This is a genomic window from Myxococcus sp. MH1 (assembly GCF_059738865.1).
The window spans coordinates 721,296-745,424 of sequence record NZ_AP026947.1; the positions used below are offsets into that span (position 1 = coordinate 721,296).

The 24,129-nt window shown below is 70.4% G+C and carries 20 protein-coding genes; 12 read left to right on the plus strand and 8 right to left on the minus strand.

The features are described from left to right. Positions 1-119 precede the first annotated feature (119 nt). Positions 120-1,559: a M20 family metallopeptidase gene (locus tag AC6JA9_RS03000; RefSeq protein ID WP_223749824.1), complete on the plus strand. Its 1,440-nt coding sequence runs from the start codon at positions 120-122 to the stop codon at positions 1,557-1,559. A 366-nt stretch (positions 1,560-1,925) separates the two neighbouring features. Then, positions 1,926-3,515, plus strand: coding sequence for a carboxylesterase/lipase family protein (locus AC6JA9_RS03005; RefSeq protein WP_497959051.1), 1,590 nt, complete (start codon positions 1,926-1,928; stop codon positions 3,513-3,515). A gap of 26 nt (positions 3,516-3,541) precedes the next feature. On the opposite strand, the gene AC6JA9_RS03010 is transcribed toward AC6JA9_RS03005, so the two are convergent. The 4 genes from AC6JA9_RS03010 to AC6JA9_RS03025 all read right to left on the minus strand — a co-directional run bounded on the left by AC6JA9_RS03010 (position 3,542) and on the right by AC6JA9_RS03025 (position 7,608). Continuing rightward, positions 3,542-5,182, minus strand: coding sequence for a serine/threonine protein kinase (locus AC6JA9_RS03010; protein WP_497959052.1), 1,641 nt, complete (start codon positions 5,180-5,182; stop codon positions 3,542-3,544). A gap of 99 nt (positions 5,183-5,281) precedes the next feature. After that, positions 5,282-6,043, minus strand: a complete 762-nt coding sequence (locus tag AC6JA9_RS03015) for an ABC transporter permease (protein WP_223749827.1) — start codon at positions 6,041-6,043, stop codon at positions 5,282-5,284. Between the two features lie 81 nt (positions 6,044-6,124). Then, entirely contained in the window at positions 6,125-7,066 is a 942-nt protein-coding gene (locus tag AC6JA9_RS03020) for an ABC transporter ATP-binding protein (protein ID WP_223749828.1), read from the minus strand. Between the two features lie 158 nt (positions 7,067-7,224). Next, a complete protein-coding gene (locus AC6JA9_RS03025) occupies positions 7,225-7,608 on the minus strand; it encodes a hypothetical protein (RefSeq protein WP_223749829.1) in 384 nt (127 codons plus the stop codon). A 192-nt stretch (positions 7,609-7,800) separates the two neighbouring features. Between AC6JA9_RS03025 and ettA the strand changes: the two genes are divergently transcribed. From ettA to AC6JA9_RS03040, 3 genes are all read left to right on the plus strand, one after another. Continuing rightward, positions 7,801-9,480 (plus strand): energy-dependent translational throttle protein EttA, encoded by a 1,680-nt coding sequence (ettA, locus tag AC6JA9_RS03030; protein ID WP_141327170.1) that lies wholly within the window; start codon positions 7,801-7,803, stop codon positions 9,478-9,480. Between the two features lie 149 nt (positions 9,481-9,629). Further along, positions 9,630-10,085: a hypothetical protein gene (locus tag AC6JA9_RS03035; RefSeq protein WP_223749831.1), complete on the plus strand. Its 456-nt coding sequence runs from the start codon at positions 9,630-9,632 to the stop codon at positions 10,083-10,085. A 535-nt stretch (positions 10,086-10,620) separates the two neighbouring features. After that, entirely contained in the window at positions 10,621-12,249 is a 1,629-nt protein-coding gene (locus AC6JA9_RS03040; protein ID WP_223749832.1) for a LysM peptidoglycan-binding domain-containing protein, read from the plus strand. A 581-nt stretch (positions 12,250-12,830) separates the two neighbouring features. On the opposite strand, the gene AC6JA9_RS03045 is transcribed toward AC6JA9_RS03040, so the two are convergent. Both AC6JA9_RS03045 and AC6JA9_RS03050 read right to left on the minus strand, forming a co-directional pair. Next, complete coding sequence (locus AC6JA9_RS03045; protein WP_497959053.1) at positions 12,831-13,586, minus strand: PH domain-containing protein; 756 nt, start codon at positions 13,584-13,586, stop codon at positions 12,831-12,833. Then, positions 13,579-14,184, minus strand: coding sequence for a PH domain-containing protein (locus AC6JA9_RS03050; RefSeq protein WP_223749834.1), 606 nt, complete (start codon positions 14,182-14,184; stop codon positions 13,579-13,581). The genes AC6JA9_RS03045 and AC6JA9_RS03050 overlap by 8 nt, the downstream gene beginning before the upstream one ends. A 392-nt stretch (positions 14,185-14,576) precedes the next feature. Between AC6JA9_RS03050 and AC6JA9_RS03055 the strand changes: the two genes are divergently transcribed. The 3 genes from AC6JA9_RS03055 (at position 14,577) to AC6JA9_RS03065 (ending at position 17,647) form a co-directional block, all read left to right on the plus strand. Continuing rightward, positions 14,577-15,284: a hypothetical protein gene (locus AC6JA9_RS03055; RefSeq protein ID WP_223749835.1), complete on the plus strand. Its 708-nt coding sequence runs from the start codon at positions 14,577-14,579 to the stop codon at positions 15,282-15,284. Next, entirely contained in the window at positions 15,277-16,326 is a 1,050-nt protein-coding gene (locus AC6JA9_RS03060) for a GNAT family N-acetyltransferase (RefSeq protein WP_497959054.1), read from the plus strand. Before AC6JA9_RS03055 ends, AC6JA9_RS03060 begins: the two co-directional genes overlap by 8 nt. Before the next feature lie 154 nt (positions 16,327-16,480). After that, positions 16,481-17,647: an ATP-grasp domain-containing protein gene (locus AC6JA9_RS03065; RefSeq protein WP_223749837.1), complete on the plus strand. Its 1,167-nt coding sequence runs from the start codon at positions 16,481-16,483 to the stop codon at positions 17,645-17,647. A 7-nt stretch (positions 17,648-17,654) separates the two neighbouring features. Here the strand turns inward: AC6JA9_RS03065 and AC6JA9_RS03070 are convergent, their stop codons facing one another. After that, positions 17,655-18,227 carry a TIGR02265 family protein gene (locus AC6JA9_RS03070; RefSeq protein WP_223749838.1) on the minus strand — a complete coding sequence of 191 codons (573 nt, stop codon included), beginning with the start codon at positions 18,225-18,227 and terminating at the stop codon, positions 17,655-17,657. Beyond that, complete coding sequence (locus AC6JA9_RS03075; RefSeq protein WP_223782498.1) at positions 18,224-18,997, minus strand: alpha/beta hydrolase; 774 nt, start codon at positions 18,995-18,997, stop codon at positions 18,224-18,226. Before AC6JA9_RS03075 ends, AC6JA9_RS03070 begins: the two co-directional genes overlap by 4 nt. 201 nt (positions 18,998-19,198) lie before the next feature. On the opposite strand from AC6JA9_RS03075, the gene AC6JA9_RS03080 reads away from it, so the two are divergent. The 4 genes from AC6JA9_RS03080 to AC6JA9_RS03095 all read left to right on the plus strand — a co-directional run bounded on the left by AC6JA9_RS03080 (position 19,199) and on the right by AC6JA9_RS03095 (position 24,102). Further along, the gene (locus AC6JA9_RS03080; protein WP_223749839.1) at positions 19,199-19,396 is read left to right on the plus strand and encodes a hypothetical protein; all 198 of its coding nucleotides are present in this window, start codon (positions 19,199-19,201) and stop codon (positions 19,394-19,396) included. 155 nt (positions 19,397-19,551) lie between these two features. Continuing rightward, positions 19,552-21,588: a hypothetical protein gene (locus AC6JA9_RS03085; protein ID WP_408888294.1), complete on the plus strand. Its 2,037-nt coding sequence runs from the start codon at positions 19,552-19,554 to the stop codon at positions 21,586-21,588. 112 nt (positions 21,589-21,700) lie between these two features. Continuing rightward, positions 21,701-23,602 (plus strand): lamin tail domain-containing protein, encoded by a 1,902-nt coding sequence (locus AC6JA9_RS03090; protein WP_497959055.1) that lies wholly within the window; start codon positions 21,701-21,703, stop codon positions 23,600-23,602. Beyond that, positions 23,590-24,102: a thermonuclease family protein gene (locus AC6JA9_RS03095; RefSeq protein WP_223749841.1), complete on the plus strand. Its 513-nt coding sequence runs from the start codon at positions 23,590-23,592 to the stop codon at positions 24,100-24,102. Before AC6JA9_RS03090 ends, AC6JA9_RS03095 begins: the two co-directional genes overlap by 13 nt. Positions 24,103-24,129 lie beyond the last annotated feature (27 nt).

A 24,129-nucleotide genomic window follows, 5' to 3' on the forward strand; every position in this document is an offset into this window, starting at 1 on the left:
GCGCCAGGGAAGCAGGTGACAGGCGCGCCGATGGGCCCCATCAGGGCGGCGCGTCATGGCCTTACGAGGGGCCTTGCCGGTGTCGACAGGGGGGCCCTCCCGTGCTCAGCATCGCGGCCATGAACGTCCTGAACGTCCAGACCGCCACCGAGTCCTCCGACCGCATCTGGGAGAAGGAGATCCTCCCGGCGCTCGAGCGCTACATCCGCATCCCGAACAAGTCGCCCGCCTTCGACCCGGACTGGGTGAAGGCCGGACACATGGAAGCCGCGGTGCAGCTCATCGTGGAGTGGTGCCGCGCGCAGGCCCCGCACCTGCCCGGCCTCACGCTGGAGGTCATCCGCCTCAAGAACGAGCAGGGCGCGGAGCGCACGCCGGTCATCTACATGGAGGTGCCGGGCACCAAGGGGGACGACACCGTCCTCATGTACGGCCACCTGGACAAGCAGCCGGAGATGACGGGCTGGCGCGAGGGCCTGACGCCGTGGACCCCCGTGCGCGAGGGCGACAAGCTCTACGGCCGAGGCGGCGCGGATGACGGCTACTCGGCGTTCGCGTCCCTGGCGGCGCTGCGCTTGTTGCGCGAGCAGGGCGTGGGCCACGCGCGCACGGTCATCCTCATCGAGGCGTGCGAGGAGAGCGGCAGCTATGACCTGCCGGCGTACATCGAGGCGCTGGCGCCGCGCATCGGCAAGCCGTCGCTGGTGGTGTGCCTGGACTCGGGCTGCGCCAACTACGACCAGCTCTGGATGACCACGTCGCTGCGCGGCATGGTGGCCGGCAACCTGCGCGTGGACGTGCTCACGGAAGGCGTGCACTCCGGTGACGCCAGCGGAATCGTGGCGTCGAGCTTCCGCGTGCTGCGCCAGGTGCTCTCGCGCGTGGAGGACGAGTCCACGGGCCGCGTGAAGGTGGACGGCCTGCACGTGGAGATTCCGAAGGAGCGCCGCGAGCAGGCGAGCGCCGCGGCGAAGGTGCTGGGCGAGGAGGTCTTCGGCAAGTTCCCCTGGGTGTCCGGCATGAAGCCCATGTCCGAGGACGGCGCGGAGCTGGTGCTCAACCGCACCTGGCGTCCGGCGCTGTCGGTGACGGGCGTGGACGGCCTGCCGCCCCTGCAGAGCGCGGGCAACGTGCTGCGGCCCTTCACCACGGTGAAGCTGTCCATGCGCATCCCCCCGCGCCTGGAGCCGAAGGCGGCGCAGAAGGCGCTCAAGGACGCGCTGGAGCAGGACCCGCCGTACCAGGCCAAGGTGTCCTTCGAGGGTGACAAGGCCAGCATCGGCTGGGACGCGCCGCCGCTGGCCAGCTGGCTGTCGCGCGCGGTGGAGTCCGCGTCCGGCACGTACTTCGGCCGGCCCGCCATGGCCATGGGCGAGGGCGGCACCATCCCCTTCATGGGCATGCTGGGCGAGCGCTTCCCGGAGGCGCAGTTCCTCATCACCGGCCTGCTGGGCCCGGGCAGCAACGCGCACGGCCCCAACGAGTTCCTGCACATCCCCACCGGCAAGAAGCTCACCTGCTGCGTGGCCAGCGTCATCGCGGACCACTTCCAGCGCTAGGCCCCGCCTCCGCCGGCGCGTGGCCCCCGCCGCTCCCCGCACCTGGGAGCGGCGGTGCGGGGCCCGCCTCGCGAAGCCCGTCCCACGCCGACTCCAGGGCGCATCGATACATCCACCGAGACATCCGCCTCCGACCCGGGGGAGGGGCGTCGAGGTGTGTCTGTCTTCCAGCGCCCGTTCCACGAGACACGCGTGGATGCGTGGTTGCGAGGGATTGTCCCGAAGTCCTATCACCCGGCCCGCGCATCCAGATGGATTCACGGCGTTCGGGTCCGTGCTTCCCGACGAGCAGCGGTCTCGTCGGAGTCTGGTGGCGTGTGTCTTTTCACCCGAATGGACAGTCATCCAAGCAACGGAGCCAAGCGAATGAACGCCAGCAGGTCGCCCGTGGTCAGCACGAAGGAAGGGCAGGTGCAGGGTCTGGTGGAGGGCCCGGTCTTCGTCTTCAAGGGGATTCCCTACGCGCAGCCGCCGGTGGGCAACCTGCGCTGGAGGGCGCCGCTGCGGGCCCAGCCGTGGCGTCACATCCTGGATGCATCCGAGTACGGCCCGGCCTCCATGCAGTCGAGGCAGGCTTGCATCGAGTCCGGCGGCGGGGACCCCGGGGAGCCGGACGAGAACTGCCTGCACCTCAACGTCTGGACGCCGAAGCTGGACGTGGACGCGAAGCTGCCCGTGGTGGTGTGGCTCCACGGCGGCGCCTTCGTGCTCGGCGCCTCGCGCTTCGAGGCCTACGACGGCTCGCCGCTGGCGATGAAGAACGTGGTGGTCGTCACCCTCAACTACCGCCTGGGCCACCTGGGCTTCTTCGCGCACCCGAAGCTGCAGGAGGAGCAGCCGAACGGCCCCGCCAACTTCGGGCTCCTGGACCAGATGCTCGCGCTGGAGTGGGTGAAGGACAACATCGCCTTGTTCGGCGGGGACGCCGGCAATGTCACCCTCATGGGCGAGTCCGCGGGCGCCAAGAGCGTGCTGGCCCTCTACTGCTCACCGCTCATGCGCGGCCGGGACCTGTTCCACCGGGGCGTGGCCATGAGCTCGTATGTGCTCGCGGAGAAGCCCCTGGCGGACGCGAGATACTGCGGCGAGGCCACCGCCCAGCGGCTGGGCCTGGACTGGCACGAGGTCTCCATGGAGAAGCTGCGGGCCCTCCCCGCGGAGCGCTTCTGGCCGCTGCCGTCGGACGTGAACAACGCCCCCTGCCCCATCGCGGGGGACTCCGTGCTGCCCCTGGGCATCCGGGAGACCTTCCTGGCCGGGGAGCAGCTGGACCTGCCGCTCGTCATCGGCAACACCAGCGATGATTCCAGCGTGGTGGCCTCCTTCGGCATCGACCCGGGCACCATCCTGGAGAAGCTCGGCGGGCTCGCGGACACGGTTCGCGCGCTGTACGGAAAGCAGCTGGGGGACCGGGAGATTGGCCGGAGGATGTGTCGCGACTTCGTGTTCGCCGTGCTGCCGCGCTACCTGGCCACGCTCCACGCGTCCCGCGGCAACCCGGTGTGGCGCTACGCCTTCGACTACACCGCGGAGATGCTGCGCCCCCGCAGCCCGAACGGTGTGCCCCACGGCCAGGAGATTCCGTTCTTCCTCGGGACGACGGAGCTGGGCCCGCCGAACCAGGGGTTCATGAATGACAAGGACAGGGCCTGGGCCGGCCACATGCTCGACGCCATCGTCCGCTTCGCGCGCGACGAGAAGCCGGGGAGCGTGGGCGGCGTCGACTGGCACGAGCACACCCAGGAGGCGGACCGGCTGCTGCGGCTCGCGCCCACGGTGACGGCGGAGACGGACTTCGACAAGGCCATCCTCGACGTGGCCACGCTGTGCATCCCCCTCATCGATGCCTTCGCCAAGCCCAAGCCCCCGGCGATGCCTCGGGGGGCCGCGGGCGGCTCGAAGGGCGCCACCTCCACCGCCGCGAAGAGCAAGGGGCGGCCCCAGGCCACCCCTTGAGTTTCACGCGGGGATGAGGCGGGCCGTCAGCGGCCCGTCTTGATGCCCAGGTTGCCGCTCGGGGTGCCCCCGGGCGGCCGCTTCGTGGTGCCAGGGGACTTGCCGCCCTGGCGCCGCAGCTCCAGGCGCAGCTCGTCGTCCGCGGCGGAGACCTCGCGCGTCACCGGCTCGTAGCCCGCGAGCGCGAGCGTCACCGACACGATGGGCGCGCCCTTCTCCAGCGCCAGCTTCATGGGCGTCACGCCGCGCTCCTCGCCGGCGATGCTCACCGTGGCGCCGGGCGGCTCGGTGATGACGGGCAGCTCCACCGTCTTCACCGGCTCCACGGGCGGCGGCTTCGTGGGCTGCGCGGGCGGCTTCTCCGGCTCCACCACCACGGCCTGCACGGGCGGCTTCTCCGCCGGCGGGGTGACGCTCGCGGGGCCGCGCAGGAAGACGATGGCGGCGCCGGCCACCAGCAGGGCCGCGCTCACGACGATGACGGGCACCCACGGCACGCGCCTGGGCTCCACCACGCGCTCCATGGGCGAGGTGCCCCGCGTGCGGTCCTGCACCACGGGCCCGCCCACCGCGGCGGCCACGGCCTGACGCGAGCGCGTGCCCGGCGTGACGTTGCGCTGCTGGCGCGAGGCCGACGTGCGCGCGCCCTGCGCGGAGGGGCCCACGCCGCTCAACGACGAGTTGGAGCGCGAGTCCAGGTCCGCGTCCTCGGCCAGCTGGTCCAGCTTCGCCGGGTCCGTCTCCGTGGAGATGCGCTCGTTGTAGAGCTCGCGCAGGTACGCGGACAGGTGCGCGCTGCTCGTGGGCAGCCGCAGGTTGAGCGCGTAGTCCTCCAGCGCCAGCCGGAACGCGCCGCAGTCCGGGTAGCGCTCCTCGGGCGTGGGCGCCAGGGCCTTGAGCACCACCTCATCCAGCCCCGGTGGCAGCTTGGGGTTCAGCTGCGAGGGCCTGGGCACCTGGCAGTCCTTCACCAGCCGCAGCGTCATCAGGTCGGAGTCGCCCTTGAACAGCCGCTTGCCGGTGAGCAGCTCCCACATCACCACGCCCAGGGCGAACAAGTCGCTGCGCGCGTCGATGGCCAGGCCGCTCGCCTGCTCCGGGGACATGTAGGGGTACTTCCCCTTCAGCACACCCGTGGCGGTGTTGGCGCTGCTGGTGGCCGCCTTGGCCACACCGAAGTCGATGACCTTCACCCCGCCGTCGAAGCCGACCAGGATGTTCTGCGGGGACACGTCGCGGTGCACCAGCCGCATGGGCCGGCCTTGTGGGTCTCTTGCCTGGTGCGCGTAGTGCAGCCCCGCGGCCGCGTCCGCGATGATGCGCAGGATGAGGCCCACCGACAGGGGCTTGCCCTGGGTCCGGGAGAACTTCTCCAGCCGCCGCACGTCGTCGCCCTGGACGTACTCCATGGCGAGACAGTGACGCCCTTCAATCTGCGTCAGGTCGAGGATGGTGATGAGGTTGGGGTGGGTGAGACGGGCCACCAGCCCGGCCTCGTCCAGGAACATGGACAAGAACTCATCGTCCTCCGCCAGGTGCGGGAGGATGAGCTTGAGGACCACCAGCCGCTCGAATCCCGTGCCGTGCTCACGGGCCAGGAACACCTGGCCCATTCCGCCCGACGCAATCTTCCGCAGCAACTCGTACTTACCGAATGGCACCGCCATGATGTGTCCGGGAGGATATCTCCCTTTCTCACCGTGCGGGAAATGGCCAGTCGTCTGTCACCCCACATTGACGGAATGGGGTGAAGGTCCGGGTGGGTCTCATGCCTTCATCCGGTAGCCCGAACGGAGCACGAAGTAAACGGCGGCGGTGGCCACCAGCGCGACGCCCGCGAGGATTCCGGCGCCCAGCGCGGGGGAGAACATGCTCTTGCCGAGCATGCCGTAGCGCAGCCCCTCCACCATGTAGACCATGGGGTTGAAGAGGCTGATGGTGCTCCAGGGCGCGGGCAATTCGCGCACCGAATAGAAGACGCCGCCCAGGAACGTGAGGGGCAACATCACGAAGGTGGGGAAGAAGTTGATCTGCTCGAACTTCTCCGCCCACACGGCAGCAAGCAGGCCCAGCACGCTGAAGACGTAGGAGGCGATGAGCAGGAAGTAGGCGGCCACCCACGCGTGCTCCAGGCTGAAGCCGGTGAACAGGCCGGCCACGGCCCAGGTGAGGCCACCGACGACGAGGCCGCGCACCATGGCGCCGCCGATGAAGCCCGCCATCAGCTCGCCGGGGCCCAGCGGGGCCACGAGCAGGTCCACCACGGTGCCCTGGATCTTCGTGATGAACAGCGACGAGGAGCTGTTGAGGAAGGCGTTGTTGGCGATGCCGAGGAAGACCAGGCCCGGCACGATGAAGTGCAGGTACGGCGAGCCCTCCACCTCGGCGACGCGGCCGGAGATGGAGTAGCCGAAGACGATGAAATACAGCGTGGTGCTGATGAGCGGAGAGAGGACCGTCTGCCCCGGCACGCGCATGAAGCGCCGGACCTCCTTCACGAACAGCGTCTGCATCCCGAGGACGTTCATGGTGGTGTCATGGCGGCGCGGCCCCGAGGCGTCGCCTTGGGAAGGCGCGTCCTCGTGGGCGGGCGCGAGAAAGGGGTGGGGTCAGGCGGCCTGGGGCGAGGGACGACCGCGGAGCACTTCCAGGAGGACATCCTCGAGGCGCGAGCGGCGCGTCTCCACGTCGGCGATGGGGAGCCCCTCCGCGTACAGCACGCGCAGCAAGTCCCCGGCGGGGGCGGCGCCCTCGCGCTCGACGTAGGTGAGCGAACGGCCGTCCTCGGACAGGCGCGAGGTGAAGCGGCGCGCGGCCTCCGACAGGCTGGACTGCGGCTCGGTGAAGCTGACGACGACGCGCTTCTCGCCGAAGCGGCGCAAGAGCGTGGCCTTGTCCTCCACCATGAGCAGGCGGCCCTCGTTGATGATGCCCACGCGGTCGGCCAGCTCCTCCGCCTCCTCCAGGTAGTGGGTGGTGAGGACGATGGTGGTGCCCTCGGAGGCCAGCTTGCGCACGTACGTCCAGAGGTCGCGGCGCAGCTCCACGTCCACGCCCGCGGTGGGCTCGTCGAGGAACACCAGCCTGGGCTTGTGCACCAGGGCCTTGGCGATGAGCAGGCGGCGCTTCATGCCGCCGGACAAGGCGCGCGTGAGCGAGTCCTTCTTGCCTTGGAGGTTGAGCGCGGTGAGCACCTCGTCCACGCGGGCCTCGTCCTGCTTCTGGCCGTAGAAGCCCTGCTGGATGCGCAGGGACTCCGCCACGGTGAAGAACGGGTCGAAGTTGATCTCCTGCGGCACCAGGCCCACCTGGTAGCGCGGGCCCACGCTGTCCTGGTCCAGGTCCTGGCCGAAGACGCGGATGGTGCCGGCCGTCTTGCGGACCAGGCCGCACACGCTGCCGATCATCGTCGTCTTGCCGGCGCCGTTGGGGCCGAGCAGCGCGAAGATCTCCCCTGCCCGGATGGTGAGGTCCATCTGCTGCAAGGCGGTGAAGTCGCCGTAGCGCTTGGTGAGTCCCTGGAGCTCCAGGGCGGGGGTGGGGGTCGACATGGCGCCGCCTCGTGTAACACCTTCGATGGCGGGGCGCTTGGCTTGTGAGAGCCCGCATGCGCCCGGGGATGACGAGGTGTGTCGTGTCGACCCTCACCCCGCGAGGAGGCGGCGTGCCTTGCGCCCTCGGGAGAGGGACCGCGCGTCCGGGCGCCCTGTCACACCGTGCAGGGGAAGAAGACGTCCGTGGTGACGGAGGCGCCCGCGGAGTCCCAGACGATGTACTGGACGTGGGCCTGGAGGCCGGCGGTGCAGCGGCCGTTGGCGCGCGACAGCACGTCGCCCATGGGCAGCATGGTGAGGATGGTGGCGTTGCTGACGCCGACCCAGTTGAAGCCGTAGGGCGGGGTACCGCCGCTGATGATGCCCTCGCACGTGAAGGTGGGGCGTCCGAAGCCCTGCATGTTGCAGGAATGGATGGTGCCGGTGAGCGTCGTCAAAGGCTGCTCGCCCTGGGTGGGGGCGGGCGTGTCCTGGGCGACCTCGGGGCCTTGGCAGGCACACAGGAGCAGGGGGACGGCGAACAGGGGAAGGCGGCGCATGGCGACCTCGGGGGGGCGAAGTGGGTCGTGGTGCCGGACGCGATGAGCCCGGGAGCCAAGCACGGCGGGGTGGAGAGGGGAAGGTGAGGCGGGCAGTGGACTTCCGCCGAGGGGCGGGACGCTCTCGCCTTGAGTGCGTTGTTCCACCCTGGTATCCGCGAGCCCCCACCCGCTCAGAGCAGGAAGCCCCAGATGGCCCAGAATTTCATCTTCACGATGCAGGACCTGCGCAAGGTCAAGAACGGCAAGGAGATCCTCAAGGGCATCTACCTGTCGTTCTTCCCCGGCGCGAAGATTGGCGTCATCGGTCCGAACGGCTCCGGCAAGTCGACGCTCCTGCGCATCATGGCGGGCGTGGACACGGAGTTCTTCGGCGTGGCCAAGCCGGACCCGGGCGCGAAGGTCGGCTACCTGGCGCAGGAGCCGCAGCTGGACCCGTCGCTGGACGTGAAGGGCAACGTGGAGCTGGGCCTGAAGGAGATTCGCGCCTCGCTGGACCGCTTCAACGAGGTCAGCGCGAAGTTCGCCGAGCCCATGAGCGACGCGGAGATGGAGAAGCTCCTGGCCGAGCAGGGCCGGCTGCAGGACGCCATCGACGCGGTGAACGGCTGGGAGCTGGACCGCACCATCGAGATGGCCATGGACGCGCTGCGGCTGCCGCCGGGCGACGCGGACGTGACGAAGCTGTCCGGTGGTGAGAAGCGCCGCGTGGCGCTGTGCCGCATCCTGCTGGAGAAGCCGGACCTGCTGCTGCTCGACGAGCCCACCAACCACCTGGACGCGGAGAGCGTCGCGTGGCTGGAGCAGGCGCTCAAGGAGTACAAGGGCACCATCGTCTGCATCACCCACGACCGGTACTTCCTGGACAACGCGGCCGAGTGGATCCTGGAGCTGGACCGCGGCGAGGGGGTGCCCTGGAAGGGCAACTACTCCAGCTGGCTGGACCAGAAGCAGAAGCGGCTGGAGCTGGAGGAGAAGTCGGAGAGCCACCGCCAGAAGACGCTCAAGCGCGAGCTGGAGTGGGTGCGCCAGTCGCCCAAGGCCCGCCAGGCCAAGAGCAAGGCGCGCATCGCGGCGTACGAGGAGCTGCTCAACCAGGGCCAGGAGAAGCGCGACGCCACGGGCGAGGTCATCATCCCGCCCGCGCCCCGCCTGGGCGGGCTGGTGGTGGAGGCCAAGGGCCTGCGCAAGGCGTACGGCGACCGGCTGCTCATCGACGACCTGAGCTTCAAGCTGCCGCCGGGCGGCATCGTGGGCGTCATCGGCCCCAACGGCGCGGGCAAGACGACGTTGTTCCGGATGATGACGGGCACGGAGAAGCCCGACGCGGGCGAGCTGAAGATTGGCGAGACGGTGGTGATGGCCTACGTGGACCAGAGCCGCGACGCGCTCAACGGCGACAACAGCGTGTTCGACGAGGTCAGCGGCGGGCTGGACCACCTGGACCTGGGCCGCGCGGGCCAGGTGCCCAGCCGCGCGTACCTGGCGGGCTTCGCCTTCAAGGGCCAGGACCAGCAGAAGCGCGTGAAGGACCTGTCCGGCGGCGAGCGCAACCGCGTGCACCTGGCGAAGATGCTCAAGAGCGGCGGCAACCTGTTGCTGCTCGACGAGCCCACGAACGACCTGGACGTGGAGACGCTGCGCAGCCTGGAGGACGCGCTCTTGAGCTTCGCGGGCTGCGCGGTGGTCATCAGCCACGACCGCTGGTTCCTGGACCGCATCGCCACGCACATCCTCGCGTTCGAGGGGGACAGCAAGGCCTTCTTCTTCGAGGGCAACTTCGAGGACTACGAGGCGGACAAGAAGAAGCGCCTGGGCCCCGACGCCCTCAATCCGCACCGCATCCGCTACCGCCCCGTCTCCAAGTCCTGAGCGCCGGGCCGCGCGTGGGAAGGTCTCCCACTCTCTCCTGGTAGAGAGGGTGTGGAGACCTTTCCGTTCTTGATGTGGCTTCACGGGGGGTTCTAGCGTCCCGGCGCATGAACCTTCGAACCCGTGGGCTGTTGAGTGTGGTGGCTGTCGTGATGTTTGGACTGACGGCGTGCAACGCCGGGGACCCGAGCGAGGAGCAGGGCGTGCTCGAGTCCTCCGAGGCGGCGCTGTGCAGCGTGGAGCAGTCCTGTCCGAGCGGGATTCCGGTGACGTGCTCGTCGGCGGGCAGCACGTGCACCTCCAGCCCGGACAACGGCGGCTGGGTGGAGTGTGATGGCATTCGCACCTATTGCCCGCCCGCGTGTACGTGCGGGAGCACGCGCTACACGGCGACGCGCTCGGGTGAGGGCGCCACCTGCGGCGCGGCGATGAGCCAGGCGCGCACGCTGCTGACCTCCACGGTGGCGGCGAACTGCCCGGCGGGCGGCTGCAACATCTCCGACACCCTGGGCCAGTGCATCCCGCTGGGCCCCAACCGGACGGATGGCTTCCGCGCCAGCGTGACCCGGACGTACTCGTGCAAGGAGCCGGCGAACTGCCAGTAACCCCCGTGGCACCGCGACGGTCCCGGTTGACCCTTTCGTGACATTCATTGCGGTCGGAAACTTTGAATGTCGTGGGATTGAGTCGCCGGGACCTGTCGCTGGTTGTGGCGTCTTGATGCGCCCGTGGGTGCTCGACGCTGGTTTTAGTCAGGCAGAACATTTTGACTTTCACTGCGTCCCAGGCCTCGTCCGCCCGGGAAGTGTCGGCGTCCAGACAGACTCACTGTCGGCCAGAGCAGACACCCGACCCGCAAGTGATTGCAGGTGATTGGGTCAAAAAATAGTCGTGAGGCTGAAAATTGAGTGTGGCAATCAGGTCACGGGCTGTCCGGAATTCCCCAGATAATGCACCGCATTAACAGGCGGACAGGGGGTGCGGGAGCGCGTGGTTTCCCTCTGTAGGGGAAGGTGAATTTGGGTGGGTTCGCAACTTTGGGTGGGTGATCTGGAAAATCCGTTTGGCGTCTGTTGATGCGCTTTCCCGGCTGACAGCCATTGGGGAGGGGCGCGTCGGACCTCATAGGGAGCCATCCACATGTCTGTCAGGAACGTCAGCAACCGCGAGCGCGACACCCGCAGCTACAAGATCCAGGAGCGGGACACGCTCACGAAGATCGCCAAGCGCGAGGGCACCACGGTCGACGAGTTGGCCCGTCTCAACAACCTGGCGGACCCGAACAAGATTCGCGCGGGGGCCACCCTGCGGCTGCCCGGCCAGCAGGACGGCTTCGAGGCGGCGGCGTCCACGCAGAACAACCAGGGCCTGCGCCGCCAGCAGACGCAGACCCCGGGCGACACCTTCGACGCGGGCACCACGGCGGCGGCGGGCATCACGTCCAACAACGTGTCCGGCACGCAGAACGGCTACCGCAACATCCAGGACCTGGGCGCCTTCACGCGCGGCGGCTCCAACTCCGAGGCGGCCATCATCGTCGGCACCTCCGAGGGCAACCGCCGCCCCGACGGCTCCACCACCTCCAGCTACGGTGGTCACACGGACCCGGGCAACGCGAAGCACAACCGCGGCTCGTTCTCCTACCAGGGCGGCGGTGCGCGCTCGCCCGAGCACGCGGACCAGATCTGGAACCGCGAGCTGACCAACGCCACCCCCGCCTACGAGCGCGCCGCTCGCGCCGCGGGCCTGGACCCGAACAACGCGCTGCTCGCGTCCACGTTCTTCGACCTGCACACCCAGTCGCCTCGCGCCGCGCAGAACTTCATCAACCGCGAGATGCCCAGGCTGGCCCAGGACCCGCGCGGCGTCACCCGCGACTCGCTCATCGACGCGCGCGTGAACGCGTACCGCAACGACCAGGGTGTCCTGCGCGCCGCGGGCTTCGACCACAGCGAGAGCCGCCTGCGCGCGGACCAGACGCGCCGCGAGACGGCGCTCGTGTCGGCGCTCGACGCGCGCGGCTACCGCACCGGCAACACCGACCAGGCCCAGCCGAGCAACGTCCCCATTCCCCAGCCGCGCCCGGTCTCCGAGCGCCCCACGTCGGACACGGTGCTGCCGGACAACGTGCCGATTCCCCGCCCGCGCCCGTCCTCGGAGCGCCCCGTCACCACGACCGGGGGCGCGACGCCCACGGACATGAGCGACACCGCGCAGGTCGCGGCGGCCACGGACCGCGCCGCGGTGCAGACGCGCACCCCGTGGATCAGCCAGTACGACGCCTCGCAGGTGGAGCGCGCGGGTGACAAGGCGTGCTTCCGCGCCGCCACCGCGATGGCCCGCCAGGCCGGCGCCAACGTGACGAGCGTCGACCAGCGCATCCAGGTCGCCACCAGCGAGGGCCCCAACGGAATCACGGTGGACCGCGCGGCGGCGGAGCGCGGGCGCAACTACATTGACCAGCAGCTGGCCGCGGGCAAGCCGGTGGTCGTGGGCGTCAACCACAAGACGGGCCGCAACGTCGGCAACGCGGACGGCATCACGGACCACTTCGTGGTCATCACGGGTCGCGGCACGGACGCGCAGGGCCGCACCTACTACACGTTCAACGACCCGGCGACCCGCAACCAGAGCCGCGGCGCGGACACCAACGCGAACAACCGCTTCTACGTGGACCCCAACACGGGCAACCTCACCCGCCCCGGTCCTCGCGACGGCTACGTGGTCGGCCGCCAGTTCGACGTGACGATGGTCCGCCCGAACGCGTAATCACCCGCGTCGCATGGACGAAGACAGCCCGGCGGCCCCTGGTGGGTCGACCGGGCTGTTCCATGTCCAGGGCCGGGGGACGAGCCTCGCCGCGAGTGGCCTGGCCCCCGCCTCGCGCCTGGTGTGGGGGCAAGCGGCGCGGCACGAGCTCGGCCTGGCTCCGCGGGAGGGCCTCGTCGCGAGAAGCTCGACCTGGCTCAGGGCGAGCGCCGCGCCGCGACGAGGCCTGGTTCCTGTCTCGCGTCCTGATGTGGGGCAAGCGGCGCGGCACGAACTCGGCCCGGCTCAGCAGGAGGGCCTCGCCGTGAGAAGCTCGACCCGGCTCAGGGCGAGCGCCTCGCCGCGACGAGGCCTGGTTCCTGTCTCGCATCCTGAAGTGGGGGCAAGCGGCGCGGCACGAGCTCGGCCCGGCTCCGCGGGAGCACCTCGCCGCGAGAAGCTTGACCCTGCTCAGGGCGAGCACCTCGCCGCGAGGAGGCCCAACGTCGGGGCCCGACGCGCGCGCCGTGCGGCTCGCCTCCGTCACCTCGGGGAGGGTCGCCGTTCCGGAGCGGGCGCGACCTGCTCCCCGGACTCCACGCTCACGTCGCGCGGCGCGAGGCGAGCGCGCCCCTCAGCTCCCGCACCTCCGCGAGCAGCTCCTTCGCGGCCGCCACGGGGGACGTCGTGGCGACGGGCCCCTCGGGCCGCGTGATGAGCTCCGAGGGCTCGCCCAGGCCCGTGTCGCGGTGCATCCGCACGCGCTCCAGGATGGCGTCCCGAATCGCCTCGGGGTCGCTCACGCCTCGAAATCGCGCCTCGTGCAGGTGCTCGGCCGGGTCCAGGTCCGCGTCGTTGCCACGCGCGCCGCTGCCGCCACCCGCCGTCTCCACCTTCACGTCCGCGATGCCCAGCAGCCGCTGGAGCGGGTTCTGCTGGATGGAGATCTGCTGGATGTTGGCGAACGTCATCGTCTTCTCGCGCAGCGACATGACGCCCTCGTGCACGCGCAGGCTGCGGTCCGTGAGCGCGTACCAGCGCAGCTCGTAGTCCAGCCGGATGACGAAGAAGCTCACCGGGAACATCACCAGGTAGCCCACCCACACGAACGCCTCGAGCGCGTACATGACCGGCCGGGTGTACGGGAAGTCGAGGATCATCGGCACCCAACGGCTGATGAACAACCAGCCCACCACCGTGCCCGCGAGCACGCCCACCTGCTTGAGCGCGAGCAGCACCCGCCGGTAGTTCAGGTACGCGGGCGCCGCGTTGAACACCCGCACCGTGCCCTCGGGGAGCTGGCGCTCGGAGGGCACCTTCAACCAGCGCAGCAGCCATGCATGGGGCACGTCAGCCATTCGTCTTCTCCGGGGTGACGGCGGGCGTGCCCAGCTCCTGTCGCAGCGCGCGCACCTCGGCGGCGACCTCGCGCAGCGCGGCGGCCAGCGCCTCCGACTCACCGGACACCAGCGCTGCGGGCTTCACCTGCGCGTCCGCCTTCGTGTCCCGGGCCCCGCGCATCTTCGAGTAGAGCAGGTCTCTCATCGCCTCGAAGTCCTGCACGCCCTCGATGGTGATCTCCGCCTGGGCGCTGCCGCTGGCCGTCTGGATGAGGATGCGCGCGAGCCCCAGCCATCGCTCCACCACGTGGCTGGACAGGTGGATGTCCTGGATGCGCGCGTACGTGAGCGACACCTCGCGGCGGAAGAGGATGCCCCACCGCATGGTGATGCCCTCCTCGTCCAGCTCGTAGCGCAGCGTGCGGTACTTGAAGTACCGGATGAGCGCGAGGATGGGGAAGCCCGGCCCCGCCAGCAGCGAGCCCAGCAGGTAGTTGGCCAGGAGGTTCTGGTGGGGCTGGAGCACCACCGGCAGCTTCCACGGTGAGGCCGCTTTCGCGGGCGTCATCGCGTGCTGGGGCGGGCGCGAGGAGGTGGCGGGTCCGCCAGGAATCATGGATGGCTCACCAGGGTGTCTCGGACGGTCACTGTCTGTTCCCAACGCGGGAACCCGACACCCATTTCATACACCGGTCCACCCCCCCGTCGTCATGCCCCCGCCCCCGCGCACGCGCGGGCAGATGGATGCCCGGGAAGACAGGGGAAATGCTCCTTTCCGCCAGAGGTCGGGACCGCCGTGCGAACACCCCGGAAGGCAGCCGCGCGTCGCGCCATCGACACCGCGCCGCGGGTGCTTCCGCGGGGAAGGGGAGGCTGACCACTCGGTGACGCGCGGGCTGTGGAGCACGTCACGCTTGCCGGAGCGTGCTGACGTCTCAGAGACAACCTCGCGGGTTTCCACGTATCGGGCGCTTGGTTCAGCGCCGCGCGACCCTACCGTGGCGCCGCATGAACGTGATGCGCTGGTTGGGTCTCGAGGAGATGTTGTCGGGTCTGGATACGCCGGTGGGTTGCACGGCCGAGCAGCTCTCTCGAGACGACATCCCCCGGCTCACCACGCTGCTGTCCACCTGGTACCCGGACATCCGCGTGGGCACGGAGAGCCGTCACCTGGACCCGTCCTTCTACGAGCGTGAGGTCTATCTGCGCGGCGAGTCACCCGAGCGGCCGCTGTACGCCATCGTGTGTCGCGAGCAGCGCAGCGGGGACATCATCGGCCTGCTGACGCTGGAGCGGAACGTGCGAGGGCTCCAGCTCTCCGCGGCGCTGGGCGTCGTGGAGCCGTCGCGCCGGGGTGTGGGCATCGGCTCGCTGGGCACCTCGGCGCTGGAGGTGGTGGGGCGCAACATCGGCGCGGAGGTGGTGCTGTACTACTCCACGCTGAAGACGCCGCTGGGGCAGCGCAACGCCGAGGACCGCGGCTACACGCTGGTGGGGCTGGTGCCCGCCTTCGACGTGGACGCCATCGCCCCGGGCACGGTGAAGCGCGTCTACGAGGCGCTCTACGCGAAGGTGCTCGTCGCCGAGGAGCGCGTCCACGTGCCCGCGTGGGAGATGCTCACGCCTCCGACGCGGGCGCTCTTCACGCACCTGTTCGGTCCCCACCCCGCGCAGACCGCTGTCACCCCGGAGGTCCGGGAGCAGTGCCATGGTTGAGGTGCGGACGTACGAGGGCGGCGCCGAGGACGCGTCCCGCTTCATCAACCGCGTCTGGGGCGAGTACTACGCGTCCCAGGGGCCACTGACGGACTTCCAGCCGCGCATGCTCGACTGGGTGCTGTTCGGCAACCCGCTCGCCACGCCCGAGTACCGGCTGGGTGCGTACGTGCATGGCAAGCTGGCGGGGGTCTTCTTCGCGGAGCCCATCCGCCTGCGGCTCGGGGGCCAGGACGTGGATGGCACCTATGGGAGCTGGCTGAGCGTGGACCCGGCGTTCCGGGGCCATCGCGTGGGCCACAAGCTGGTCGAGGAGCTGGGGGCCCGTCAGCGCGAGCGCGGCGCGGCCATGACGCTGGCGTGCGTGGGGCTCGGTTCGGTGGGGGAGCGGTTCTGGAAGAGGGTGCGGGGCACCCGCGCCTTCGGCTCGCTGGGGCTGTGGCTGCACGTCTTCGACCCGGCCGCGGTGGCCCGCTGGGCGGCGTCCTTCCCCGAGCGCGCCTTCTTCTCGCTGGCCAGCCGGCTGCCACGAAGGCGGCCCGTCGACCTGGACACCCACGGCATCCGTCCCTACCGCCCCGAGGACCTGCCCGCCTGCATGGCGCTGGTGGAGCAGTCCATGGAGCACGTGAGCCTGGGCTACGGCTACACCGCGGAGCGGCTGGCCCATCAGCTCCAGTACCGCGACGTGCCGCGCACCCTGGTGCTGGAGCGGCACGGCGCGGTGCGAGGGCTGGTCAACTCCTACCTGTTCCAGATGAACGCCCGGGACACGCTCACCATCGCCCTCGTCGACCTCCTGGCGCTGGACGCATCGGTGCCGCGCGAGGAGCGCAAGCGCTTCCTGCGTGTCGCCATGCGGGACATGGCCACGCGCGGGGCCCACTGCGCGGCGATGGTGCGCAGCCCCTGTGTCCCCGCCGGGCTGATGCTCGGCTCGGGGTGGGTGCCCTGGTCCGGAGGCATGCGCATCGTCTGCGCGCTGGCCTCTCCCGAGGTGGCCTGGCCCGCCTCGCCCCGCGTCTTCACGCACCTGCGCTGAGATTCCCTCGGGGAGCGTCCCCTCGCGCGGGGGGCCCGCTCGGCGACGGTAGAATCTACCGTCGCCTGGGGGCTCGGGGCTCGACAAGGAACTGGGAGAAGGCGCCCGGCGCGCTATGGTTCATGGAGAGCCGGGACTGTCGCCCCGAGGAGCCATGAACTTCGTCTTCATCTCTCCGCACTTCCCGTCCCACTTCTTCCACTTCGTCACCGCGCTGCGCGAGCGGGGCGTGACGGTGCTGGGCATCGGTGACGCGCCCTACGAGTCCCTGCGCCAGGAACTGCGCGACTCGCTGCGCGAGTACTACTTCGTCCCCAGCCTGCACGACGAGGACGCGCTCACCCGGGCGGCGGGCTACCTCACCTGGCGGCACGGGCGGCTGGAGCGCATCGACTCGCTCAACGAATCCTGGCTCGAAGTCGAGGCGCGCCTGCGCGAGGACTTCCACGTCCCCGGCCTCCACCCCGCGGACATCCACCGCATGCGCTCCAAGTCGGGCATGGCGCAGGTGTTCCATCAGGCGGGCGTACCCCATCCGGACCTCATCCGCGTGCGCGACGCGGCGCAGGTGAAGCAGTTCGCCGCGCGCGTGGGCTACCCGCTGGTGCTCAAGCCCGACGTGGGCGTGGGCGCCGCCAACACCTTCAAGGTCGCGAGCGACGCGGACGTGGACACGGCCCTGGCCCACCCGCTGCCCACGACCTACGTCGCGCAGCCCTTCGTGCGCGGCACCATCGTCACCTACGACGGCATCGTGGACCGCCACGGCGTCATCGTCTTCACGCTCAGCCACGAGTACAGCGACGGCGGCATGGAGACGGTGGTCGAGCGGCGCGACATCTCCTTCTGGAGCCACCTGGAGATTCCCCCCGCGCTGGACGTGCTCGGCCGTCAGGTGGTGGAGGCCTTCGGCCTGCGCGAGCGCTGGTTCCACCTGGAGTTCTTCCGGCTGCCCGACGGCCGCTTCGTGGTGCTGGAGGCCAACCTGCGGCCGCCCGGCGGCTTCATCCCGGACATGATGAACTACACGTGCGACATCGACGTGTACCGGCTCTGGGCGCGGGTGATGACGGGGGACCCGGTGGCGGACTTCCGCTACACGCCGCGCTACCACGTGTGTCACAGCGCCAGGCGCCACGGCCGGCGCTACCTGCACTCGCACGACGAGGTGGTGAAGAAGCTGGGGCCCGCGCTCCTGCTGCACCGCGAGCTGCCGCCCATCTACCACAGCCTCCTGGGCGAGGAGATGTACCTGTCCCGGCACACCGACCTGGACGCGATGCGGGAGGCGGTGCGCTTCATCCAGGCCACGAAGAAGTGACCAGGCCTCAGCGCTCCTTCCACGTGAGCAGGTACGTGGTGTGGCCCTCCTCCACGGACAGCGTCGTCACCTTGGGGGACTCCGCGCCGCCCACGCGCAGCATGTTCTCGAAGAGGGACTCCGCGTAGCCCGGGGTGTCGAGCACGGAGTTCATCCGCATCTCGAACTCGGTGGGGCTTTTCTCCACCAGCTGCACCTCGGTGTAGTTGTCCGTGGCGCGCAGCGTCTGGGGCAGCCGCAGCACCAGCCGCCGGGGACCGAGCAGCCGCATGACGCCGAACACCGCGCGGCCGATGAACGTGCGTCCGTAGCCCTCCACGTGCGCGGCGGCGAGCTGGCGGAAGCCCTCCTCCAGCGTGAGACCGGGCCAGGTCTCCTCAACGATGACGCGCAGGCAGCGGCTCCACATCACCACCGGATAGGTGGGGTTCAGCGGCCCCTTCACGTTGATGCCGGCCTGCTCGAGCCGCTTCTGGAGCCGGGGGGAGATGCGGCCGGAGAGCCCGTGCTGCAACAGGCCCTCCACGACCTGCGAGTAGACGATGCGCTGCTCGAGGGGGACGGAGGTGCCGGACTTCACGCCAGCAGCCAGCGCATCGCCAGGGGCAGCCGACGCTGCCAGTCCCGCTCGTGGTGTTCACCGCCCGGCTCCAGCACCAGCGACACCTCGTGGTCCGCGTAGCCCAGCGTCTTGAGGTGCTCGTAGAACGCGCGCGTGCCGCGCCCGTAGTCGAGCGGGACGCCGTCGGCGTGGATGAACTCCTGCTCGCCGGCGTCCAGGTAGATGCGCGTCCAGCGGCGCGGGTGGGTGCCCCACTCGGAGAACAGCCGGCTGTTGCTCCACATGACGGTGGGCGACAGCGCGCCGATGCGGCCGAAGATGTTCGGGTAGCGCGAGCCCAGGTACAGCGACATCAGCCCGCCGAGCGACGAGCCCATGGCGCCCGTCCACTCGGCGCCCTCGCGGGTGCGGTAGTGCTGGTCGACCAGGGGCTTCAAGTGTTCGACGAGGAAGCGCGCGTAGGACTCGCCGCGCGCCTTCACCCGGCCCGTGGTGTCGTCCCAGGGGGAGTACTCCTGGAGCCGCCCCTGGCCCGAGTCCACCGCGACGATGATCCACGGCTCCAGGTGGCCCGAGTCCACCGCCTGTTCGAGCGCGAGGTTGGCGCACCAGGTGTCGAAGAGCGCGGACTCCGGATGGGCGAAGACGTTCTGCCCGTCGTGCATGTACAGCACGGGGAAGCGATGCCAGGGCATCGAGTCGTACGCGTCCGGCGTGTAGATGCGCACGGTGCGGGAGAAGCCCTCCTGGGGGGAGGGAAGGTCTCGGACGATGTGGACGTGGCCCATGTGGATGCGGCCGACAGCATACATGGATGGGCCCCCGGCGCCCGCTCCGGCGCGGCCAGGGGTTCTGGGGCGCACACCCGAGGGGTCATCCGCCTGACAGGACGGCTGGCCTCGGGAGTGCAGCCCGACACGGGGACCTGGGGTCGTCGGTGCTTCCTGTCATACTGGGAAGGCAGCGGCCGCCCCCCTCCGGAGTCCCCCTTGTTGGAACTGAACCGACTGCACCTGTCCGCGTTGTTGATGTTGACCGAGGCCGACCTGGAGCGCGCGAGGGCGGCGCTGGATGGCAGTGACGAGGCGCGGCTGCGCTATGCGGCGGCGCTGGCCCGGGCGGTGGCGGCCCGGTCCGTCATGGAGGAGCTGCTGCTGGTGGACTCGCGGCATCAGGTCCTCGCCTGAGGCCTCGCGGGGTGTCCGGAGGCTGGACGCTCAATCCCAGGTCCGGATGCGGGAAGCGTGGGGCGCCACTGTAGGGAAGCGTGGTCTGTGGCGTGCAGTGCCGGCGCCGCGTGCATCGGTTCCTGGGGTGGTGGGGGTGGTTGTGGCTGTGGGGGATGTCGTCGGCCTGGGCGGCCCCGTACGAGGTGGAGCCCGACGTCGACGGTGAGCTGGAGCTGTTCGGGCTGTTGGAAGAGGGGACGCTCTCCGCCGAGAGCTGGGCGGCGCTGGTGGCGCTGCGCCGGGCGGGGGTCGAGCCGGAGCGGGCGACCCGGGACATGCTCCATTCGCTTCCGGGCCTCACGTACGCGCAGGTGGATGCGTGGTTGCGTGCGCGTGACGCCGGTGACGCGTCAGCGCTCCTGACGGAGGCGGAGGTGCGGCGGCTCGCGCCGTTCCTGGTGGGGGAGGAGTCGGGGCGCGTGACGGGGGACGCGAGGTTGCTGACGGCGTTCGCGCTGTCGGACTCGCGAGGGCCTCCGGTGGCGCTGCAGATGCGGGCCGGAGGACTTCGGGGGCTGCGCGTCGGAGTGCTCGCGGTGTGGGCGCGTCGCAAGGTGGGGATGCCTCGGCGGGATGCGCGGAGTCGGGCGCTCGTGGTGGAGGCGCCGGGCTCGGCGGTGTTGCTGCCCAAGTTCCATGCGCGGTGGACGGGGACGCGGGCCTCGGTGCTGGTGGGGACGTATCGGCTGGGGTTCGGTCAGCGGCTCACGCTGGACACCACGGCGCTGCCCTCGCCGGAGGGTGTCCTTCCGGATGATGGCGTGCGTCCTCCAGGCGCGCTCGAGCGGGAGTGCCTGCTGACGTCCTCGGCGTGTGACGAGGACGCGCGCGACGCGGACATCACCCCGGACTTCCGTTGGGACGAGGCCTTTCGCGGGGTCGCGGGGAGCGTGCGTGGGGCGCTGGGTAGCGGAGTGGAGCTGACGCTCACGGGCTTCGGTTCGTATCAGGGGCGCTCGGTGCGGCGCTCGGAGGTGTTGGACAGGGGCGGGTGTTCCTCGGGCGCGTGCGCGGCGCCGGAGGTGCTGGTGGCGGGGGTGCGCAGGGAGAAGCTCCGGGCTGGTTCGTTGCCAGGGGTGTTTCGTGAGTGGGCGGGAGGGGGCAACGCGACGCTGGCGGTCTCGCCGCGAGCGCGGCTCGGGGTGACGGGGTGGGGGGCGCGGCCCGGGTTCGCGGTGGAGGGCGCGGTGCTCGACTTCCAGCCGGGCGCTCGCTACCCGTCGGGCGGGGGCTTCGGCGCGGTGGGCGTGGATGCGGCGTGGGGGGCGGGGCCGGTGGATGTCTTCCTGGAGCTCTCGCGCAGCTTCGACTCCGTGCCGGGGGCGGGTGGGGGTTGGGCGGCGCTTCAGCGCACGGTGGTCTCGGGAGTGGGGCGAGAGCTGGAGGTGTCGCTGCGCTACTACGGACGGGGCTTCGTGAATCCCTACAGTGGCGCGACCTCGGGAGCGGACGTGTTGGAGGGGCAGCGGGTTCGCAACGAGCTGGGCGTGCGATTGCGCTACCTGCACCGCGACGAGGGCGCGTGGCGGCTTCGCGGACAGGTGGATGGCTGGACGCTGCCCTCGGATGGCGTGGTGGAGGGGACCGCGGGGCTGACGCGTCTGAGGGCCTCGGCCCGGGTGGATGTGCTGGCCTGGACGTGGTTGCAGCCGTCGCTCCGGCTCGATGCGCGCTTGTCCGGCGCGGGGTTGTCCACGCTGTGCGCGGAGGTGGAGCGGGACGGGGACGCGGAGCCGGAGGAGATGGCGGCGTGCTCGAACGGAGGGCGGCAGGGCGCCACGGCGCGGGTGCGCTCGGTGTTGTCGGAGCAGGTCGAGGTGGCCTGGGAGTACGGCCATGCGCGCGTGGTGGAGACGGGGGCGACGACGGCGCGATGGGATGGGCGGGCGCTCGTCGAGCTGAAGCTTCGGCCGGCGGAGTCCTGGCGAGTGGGAGGTCGGGTCCAGTGGAAGGACGAGGACCTGTCTGAGAGGACGCGGCTCCGACAGGAGGTGCGCACGACGGTGGACCTGCGCTGGAGCGTCCTGGAGAGGACGACGATGCGAGGGCGCTACGCGTGGGTCGTGGACCTGAAGGACGCGCGGACCGCGCGCACGCCGCCGGATGAACCGCGCCACCTGTTCCAACTGGATGTGGAGACGCGGTTCTGACGTGGCCTGCGCTGAGCACCTTCGCGGGAGGACGAGGAGGGGCTGGTGGTGGAGACGCGGTTTCTGAAGCGTGGAGTGGTGGGGAGGGGAGTCGGTGATGAGGAGGGGTGACGTGAGGCGCTGGGGATGGTGGTTGTGCGTGGTGGGGTTGAGCGGCTGTGGGGCGCCGGCGGAGGAGTGGGCAGAGGACGCCTGCGCGGACCTGTTGCCGGGGGACGTCGTCATCACCGAGTACCTGAACGACCCCGACGGAACGGACACGGGGCGCGAGTACGTGGAGCTGCACAATCCGCTCTCGGTGCCGGTGAGCCTGGAGGGACTGACGCTCCATGCCTCGCGCTCGGATGGCTCGCAGGAGAAGACCTTCCTGTTCGACGCGCCGCTGTCGTTGGCACCCGGTGACTACCTGGTGCTGGGCGACGTTCGCGAGGGAACCGTGCCCGCGCACGTGGACCTGTCCTACGGCGATTCGCTGGGCGCGCTGGGGAACTCGTCGGGACGGCTGGGGCTGCGGTGTGGGTCCCGGGTGGTGGATGAAGTCCCGCTCACGGCGCCCGCGAAGAGTGGTGTCGCGCGTGTGTATGACGGGCGACTGGTGCCGGACTCCGCCGGCAATGACGACCCGACGCGCTGGTGCGACTCCGAGGGCTCCACCGTGGGTGGTGGGTTCCAGGGGAGTCCGGGCGCGGCGAACGCGCCCTGTGCTCCGACGGAAGGAGCCTCCGGAGGCGAGGCGGGCGTGGAGCGCTGTTCCCCGCTGGAGGGCCTGGCGGCGCGTCCGGTGCGGTGGCCCCGCGTGGGTGAGCTGGTCATCACCGAGCTGATGGTGAACCCCATCGGCGATGACACCTCGGCCGAGTGGGTGGAGGTCCTGGCCCTGGCTCCGGTGGACCTGAATGGATTGACGGTGGGCTCGGACACCTCGGGGACACGGCTGCAGGGGACGCAATGTCTGTCGCTCCCCGCGGGAGGGTCCGCGCTGCTCGCCCGTCGCGCGGATGCGGTCCTGAACGGAGGGCTGCCCACGCCGCTGGCCACGTTCGGTGTGGACCTCCGCAACGCGGGCGGTGTCGTGCTCGTACGAGCAGGGGACGTGGTCGTGGACGCGGTCGAGTACGGCCCCGCACGCGAGGGCGTGGCGACCCAGGTGTCGGTGGAGCGAGCGAATGCGTCCGACAACGATTCACTGTCGTCATGGTGTCCCGCACGGGAGCGCTATGGCGAGCGTGGCAACCTGGGGACTCCAGGACGCGGGAACGCCCGATGCACCGAGGGGGACACAGACGCCGGGACCGCGGATGGCGGCGGAGGGGACGCCGGTGCATCGGATGCAGGGCGCGACGCGGGCTCTTCAGGTGGAGGCTCCACGGATGGCGGGCGCGATGCAGGTTCGACCTCGGACGCGGGGCCTCGCGACGCCGGTCCGCCGGATGCTGGACCGCCAGATGCCGGTCCCCCAGGCTCCACCTGCATCGACCGGGTCACGGGACGCGCTCGCGCGGTCCGCGTACCGGAGGTCGGCTCTCTCGTCCTCACGGAGCTCATGGCGGACCCGACCGTGGTCGCCGACGGCGTGGGCGAGTGGGTCGAAATCCTCGCGACACGCGAGGTGGACCTCAACGGCGTCACGATGATGAACGAGAGCGGAGCGAGCACGCCGCTCGACGCCGCGCTCTGTTTGTCGCTGAGGACTGGCAGCCGCGCGGTGCTCGCGCGCAGCCTGGACCCGGCGCTCAACGGGGGCCTGCCGGCGGTGCTGGCCACCTTCTCCTTCAACCTCGCCAACACCGCGGGAGCCCGCTCGCTCCGGTTGATGAGGGACGGCAGGGTGCTGGACGCCATCAGCTGGTCGAACGCCGCGACGCCGGGCGTGTCCTGGCAGGTGGACCCCGCGAGCAGTGATGCCCAGCGCAATGACCTGCCAGGCAGCTTCTGCGCCGCGCCTTCGAGCGCGCGCTATGGCCTGGGAGACCGGGGCACGCCGGGACTGGAGAACCGCGCATGCCCGCGCTGAACCCCATCCCCGCGACCTGGTGGTTCGTCCTCCTGACGGCATGGCTCGTCACGAGCGCCCTCGGGTGCGGTGCGGACCCGGGTGGCAGGTGTGGTCCCTCGACGGGGCTGGTGACGGAGGTCCTCGACGGTGACACCCTCGTCCTGGAGGGCGGCGTGCGTGTCCGCTATCTGCTCGCGGACACCCCGGAGCTCACGGTGGGCAGACGCGAGTGCTTCGGCCGCGAGGCGCACGCGTTCAACCGGAGCCTTGTCGAGGGCCGCCAGGTGACGCTCGTCGACGCGGAGGCGTGTGAGGACCGCTTCGGTCGCCGGCTCGCCTACGTCTTCGTCGATGGCCGCGACGTGAGCGCGCTGCTCGTGGAGCGGGGCCTCGCCTGCGTGCTCCATGTCCCGCCCGCGGGTGACTCACGCCGTCGGGAACTCGAAGCCCTGGAGGCCCAGGCCCGGCGTGCCCGACGTGGCTTGTGGGGCGCCTGCTCGCCGGTGCCCTGCGCATGAATCACGCAGAGCACACGCAGCGCCCTG

Bases quoted from the DNA above. Each gene is read 5' to 3' on its own strand.
- AC6JA9_RS03000 (WP_223749824.1), top strand. From the start codon at position 120: ATGAACGTCCTGAACGTCCAGACCGCCACCGAGTCCTCCGACCGCATC.
- AC6JA9_RS03005 (WP_497959051.1), top strand. From the start codon at position 1,926: ATGAACGCCAGCAGGTCGCCCGTGGTCAGCACGAAGGAAGGGCAGGTG.
- AC6JA9_RS03010 (WP_497959052.1), bottom strand. From the start codon at position 5,182: ATGGCGGTGCCATTCGGTAAGTACGAGTTGCTGCGGAAGATTGCGTCG.
- AC6JA9_RS03015 (WP_223749827.1), bottom strand. From the start codon at position 6,043: ATGAACGTCCTCGGGATGCAGACGCTGTTCGTGAAGGAGGTCCGGCGC.
- AC6JA9_RS03020 (WP_223749828.1), bottom strand. From the start codon at position 7,066: ATGTCGACCCCCACCCCCGCCCTGGAGCTCCAGGGACTCACCAAGCGC.
- AC6JA9_RS03025 (WP_223749829.1), bottom strand. From the start codon at position 7,608: ATGCGCCGCCTTCCCCTGTTCGCCGTCCCCCTGCTCCTGTGTGCCTGC.
- ettA (WP_141327170.1), top strand. From the start codon at position 7,801: ATGGCCCAGAATTTCATCTTCACGATGCAGGACCTGCGCAAGGTCAAG.
- AC6JA9_RS03040 (WP_223749832.1), top strand. From the start codon at position 10,621: ATGTCTGTCAGGAACGTCAGCAACCGCGAGCGCGACACCCGCAGCTAC.
- AC6JA9_RS03045 (WP_497959053.1), bottom strand. From the start codon at position 13,586: ATGGCTGACGTGCCCCATGCATGGCTGCTGCGCTGGTTGAAGGTGCCC.
- AC6JA9_RS03050 (WP_223749834.1), bottom strand. From the start codon at position 14,184: ATGATTCCTGGCGGACCCGCCACCTCCTCGCGCCCGCCCCAGCACGCG.
- AC6JA9_RS03055 (WP_223749835.1), top strand. From the start codon at position 14,577: ATGAACGTGATGCGCTGGTTGGGTCTCGAGGAGATGTTGTCGGGTCTG.
- AC6JA9_RS03060 (WP_497959054.1), top strand. From the start codon at position 15,277: ATGGTTGAGGTGCGGACGTACGAGGGCGGCGCCGAGGACGCGTCCCGC.
- AC6JA9_RS03065 (WP_223749837.1), top strand. From the start codon at position 16,481: ATGAACTTCGTCTTCATCTCTCCGCACTTCCCGTCCCACTTCTTCCAC.
- AC6JA9_RS03075 (WP_223782498.1), bottom strand. From the start codon at position 18,997: ATGGGCCACGTCCACATCGTCCGAGACCTTCCCTCCCCCCAGGAGGGC.
- AC6JA9_RS03085 (WP_408888294.1), top strand. From the start codon at position 19,552: ATGTCGTCGGCCTGGGCGGCCCCGTACGAGGTGGAGCCCGACGTCGAC.
- AC6JA9_RS03095 (WP_223749841.1), top strand. From the start codon at position 23,590: ATGCCCGCGCTGAACCCCATCCCCGCGACCTGGTGGTTCGTCCTCCTG.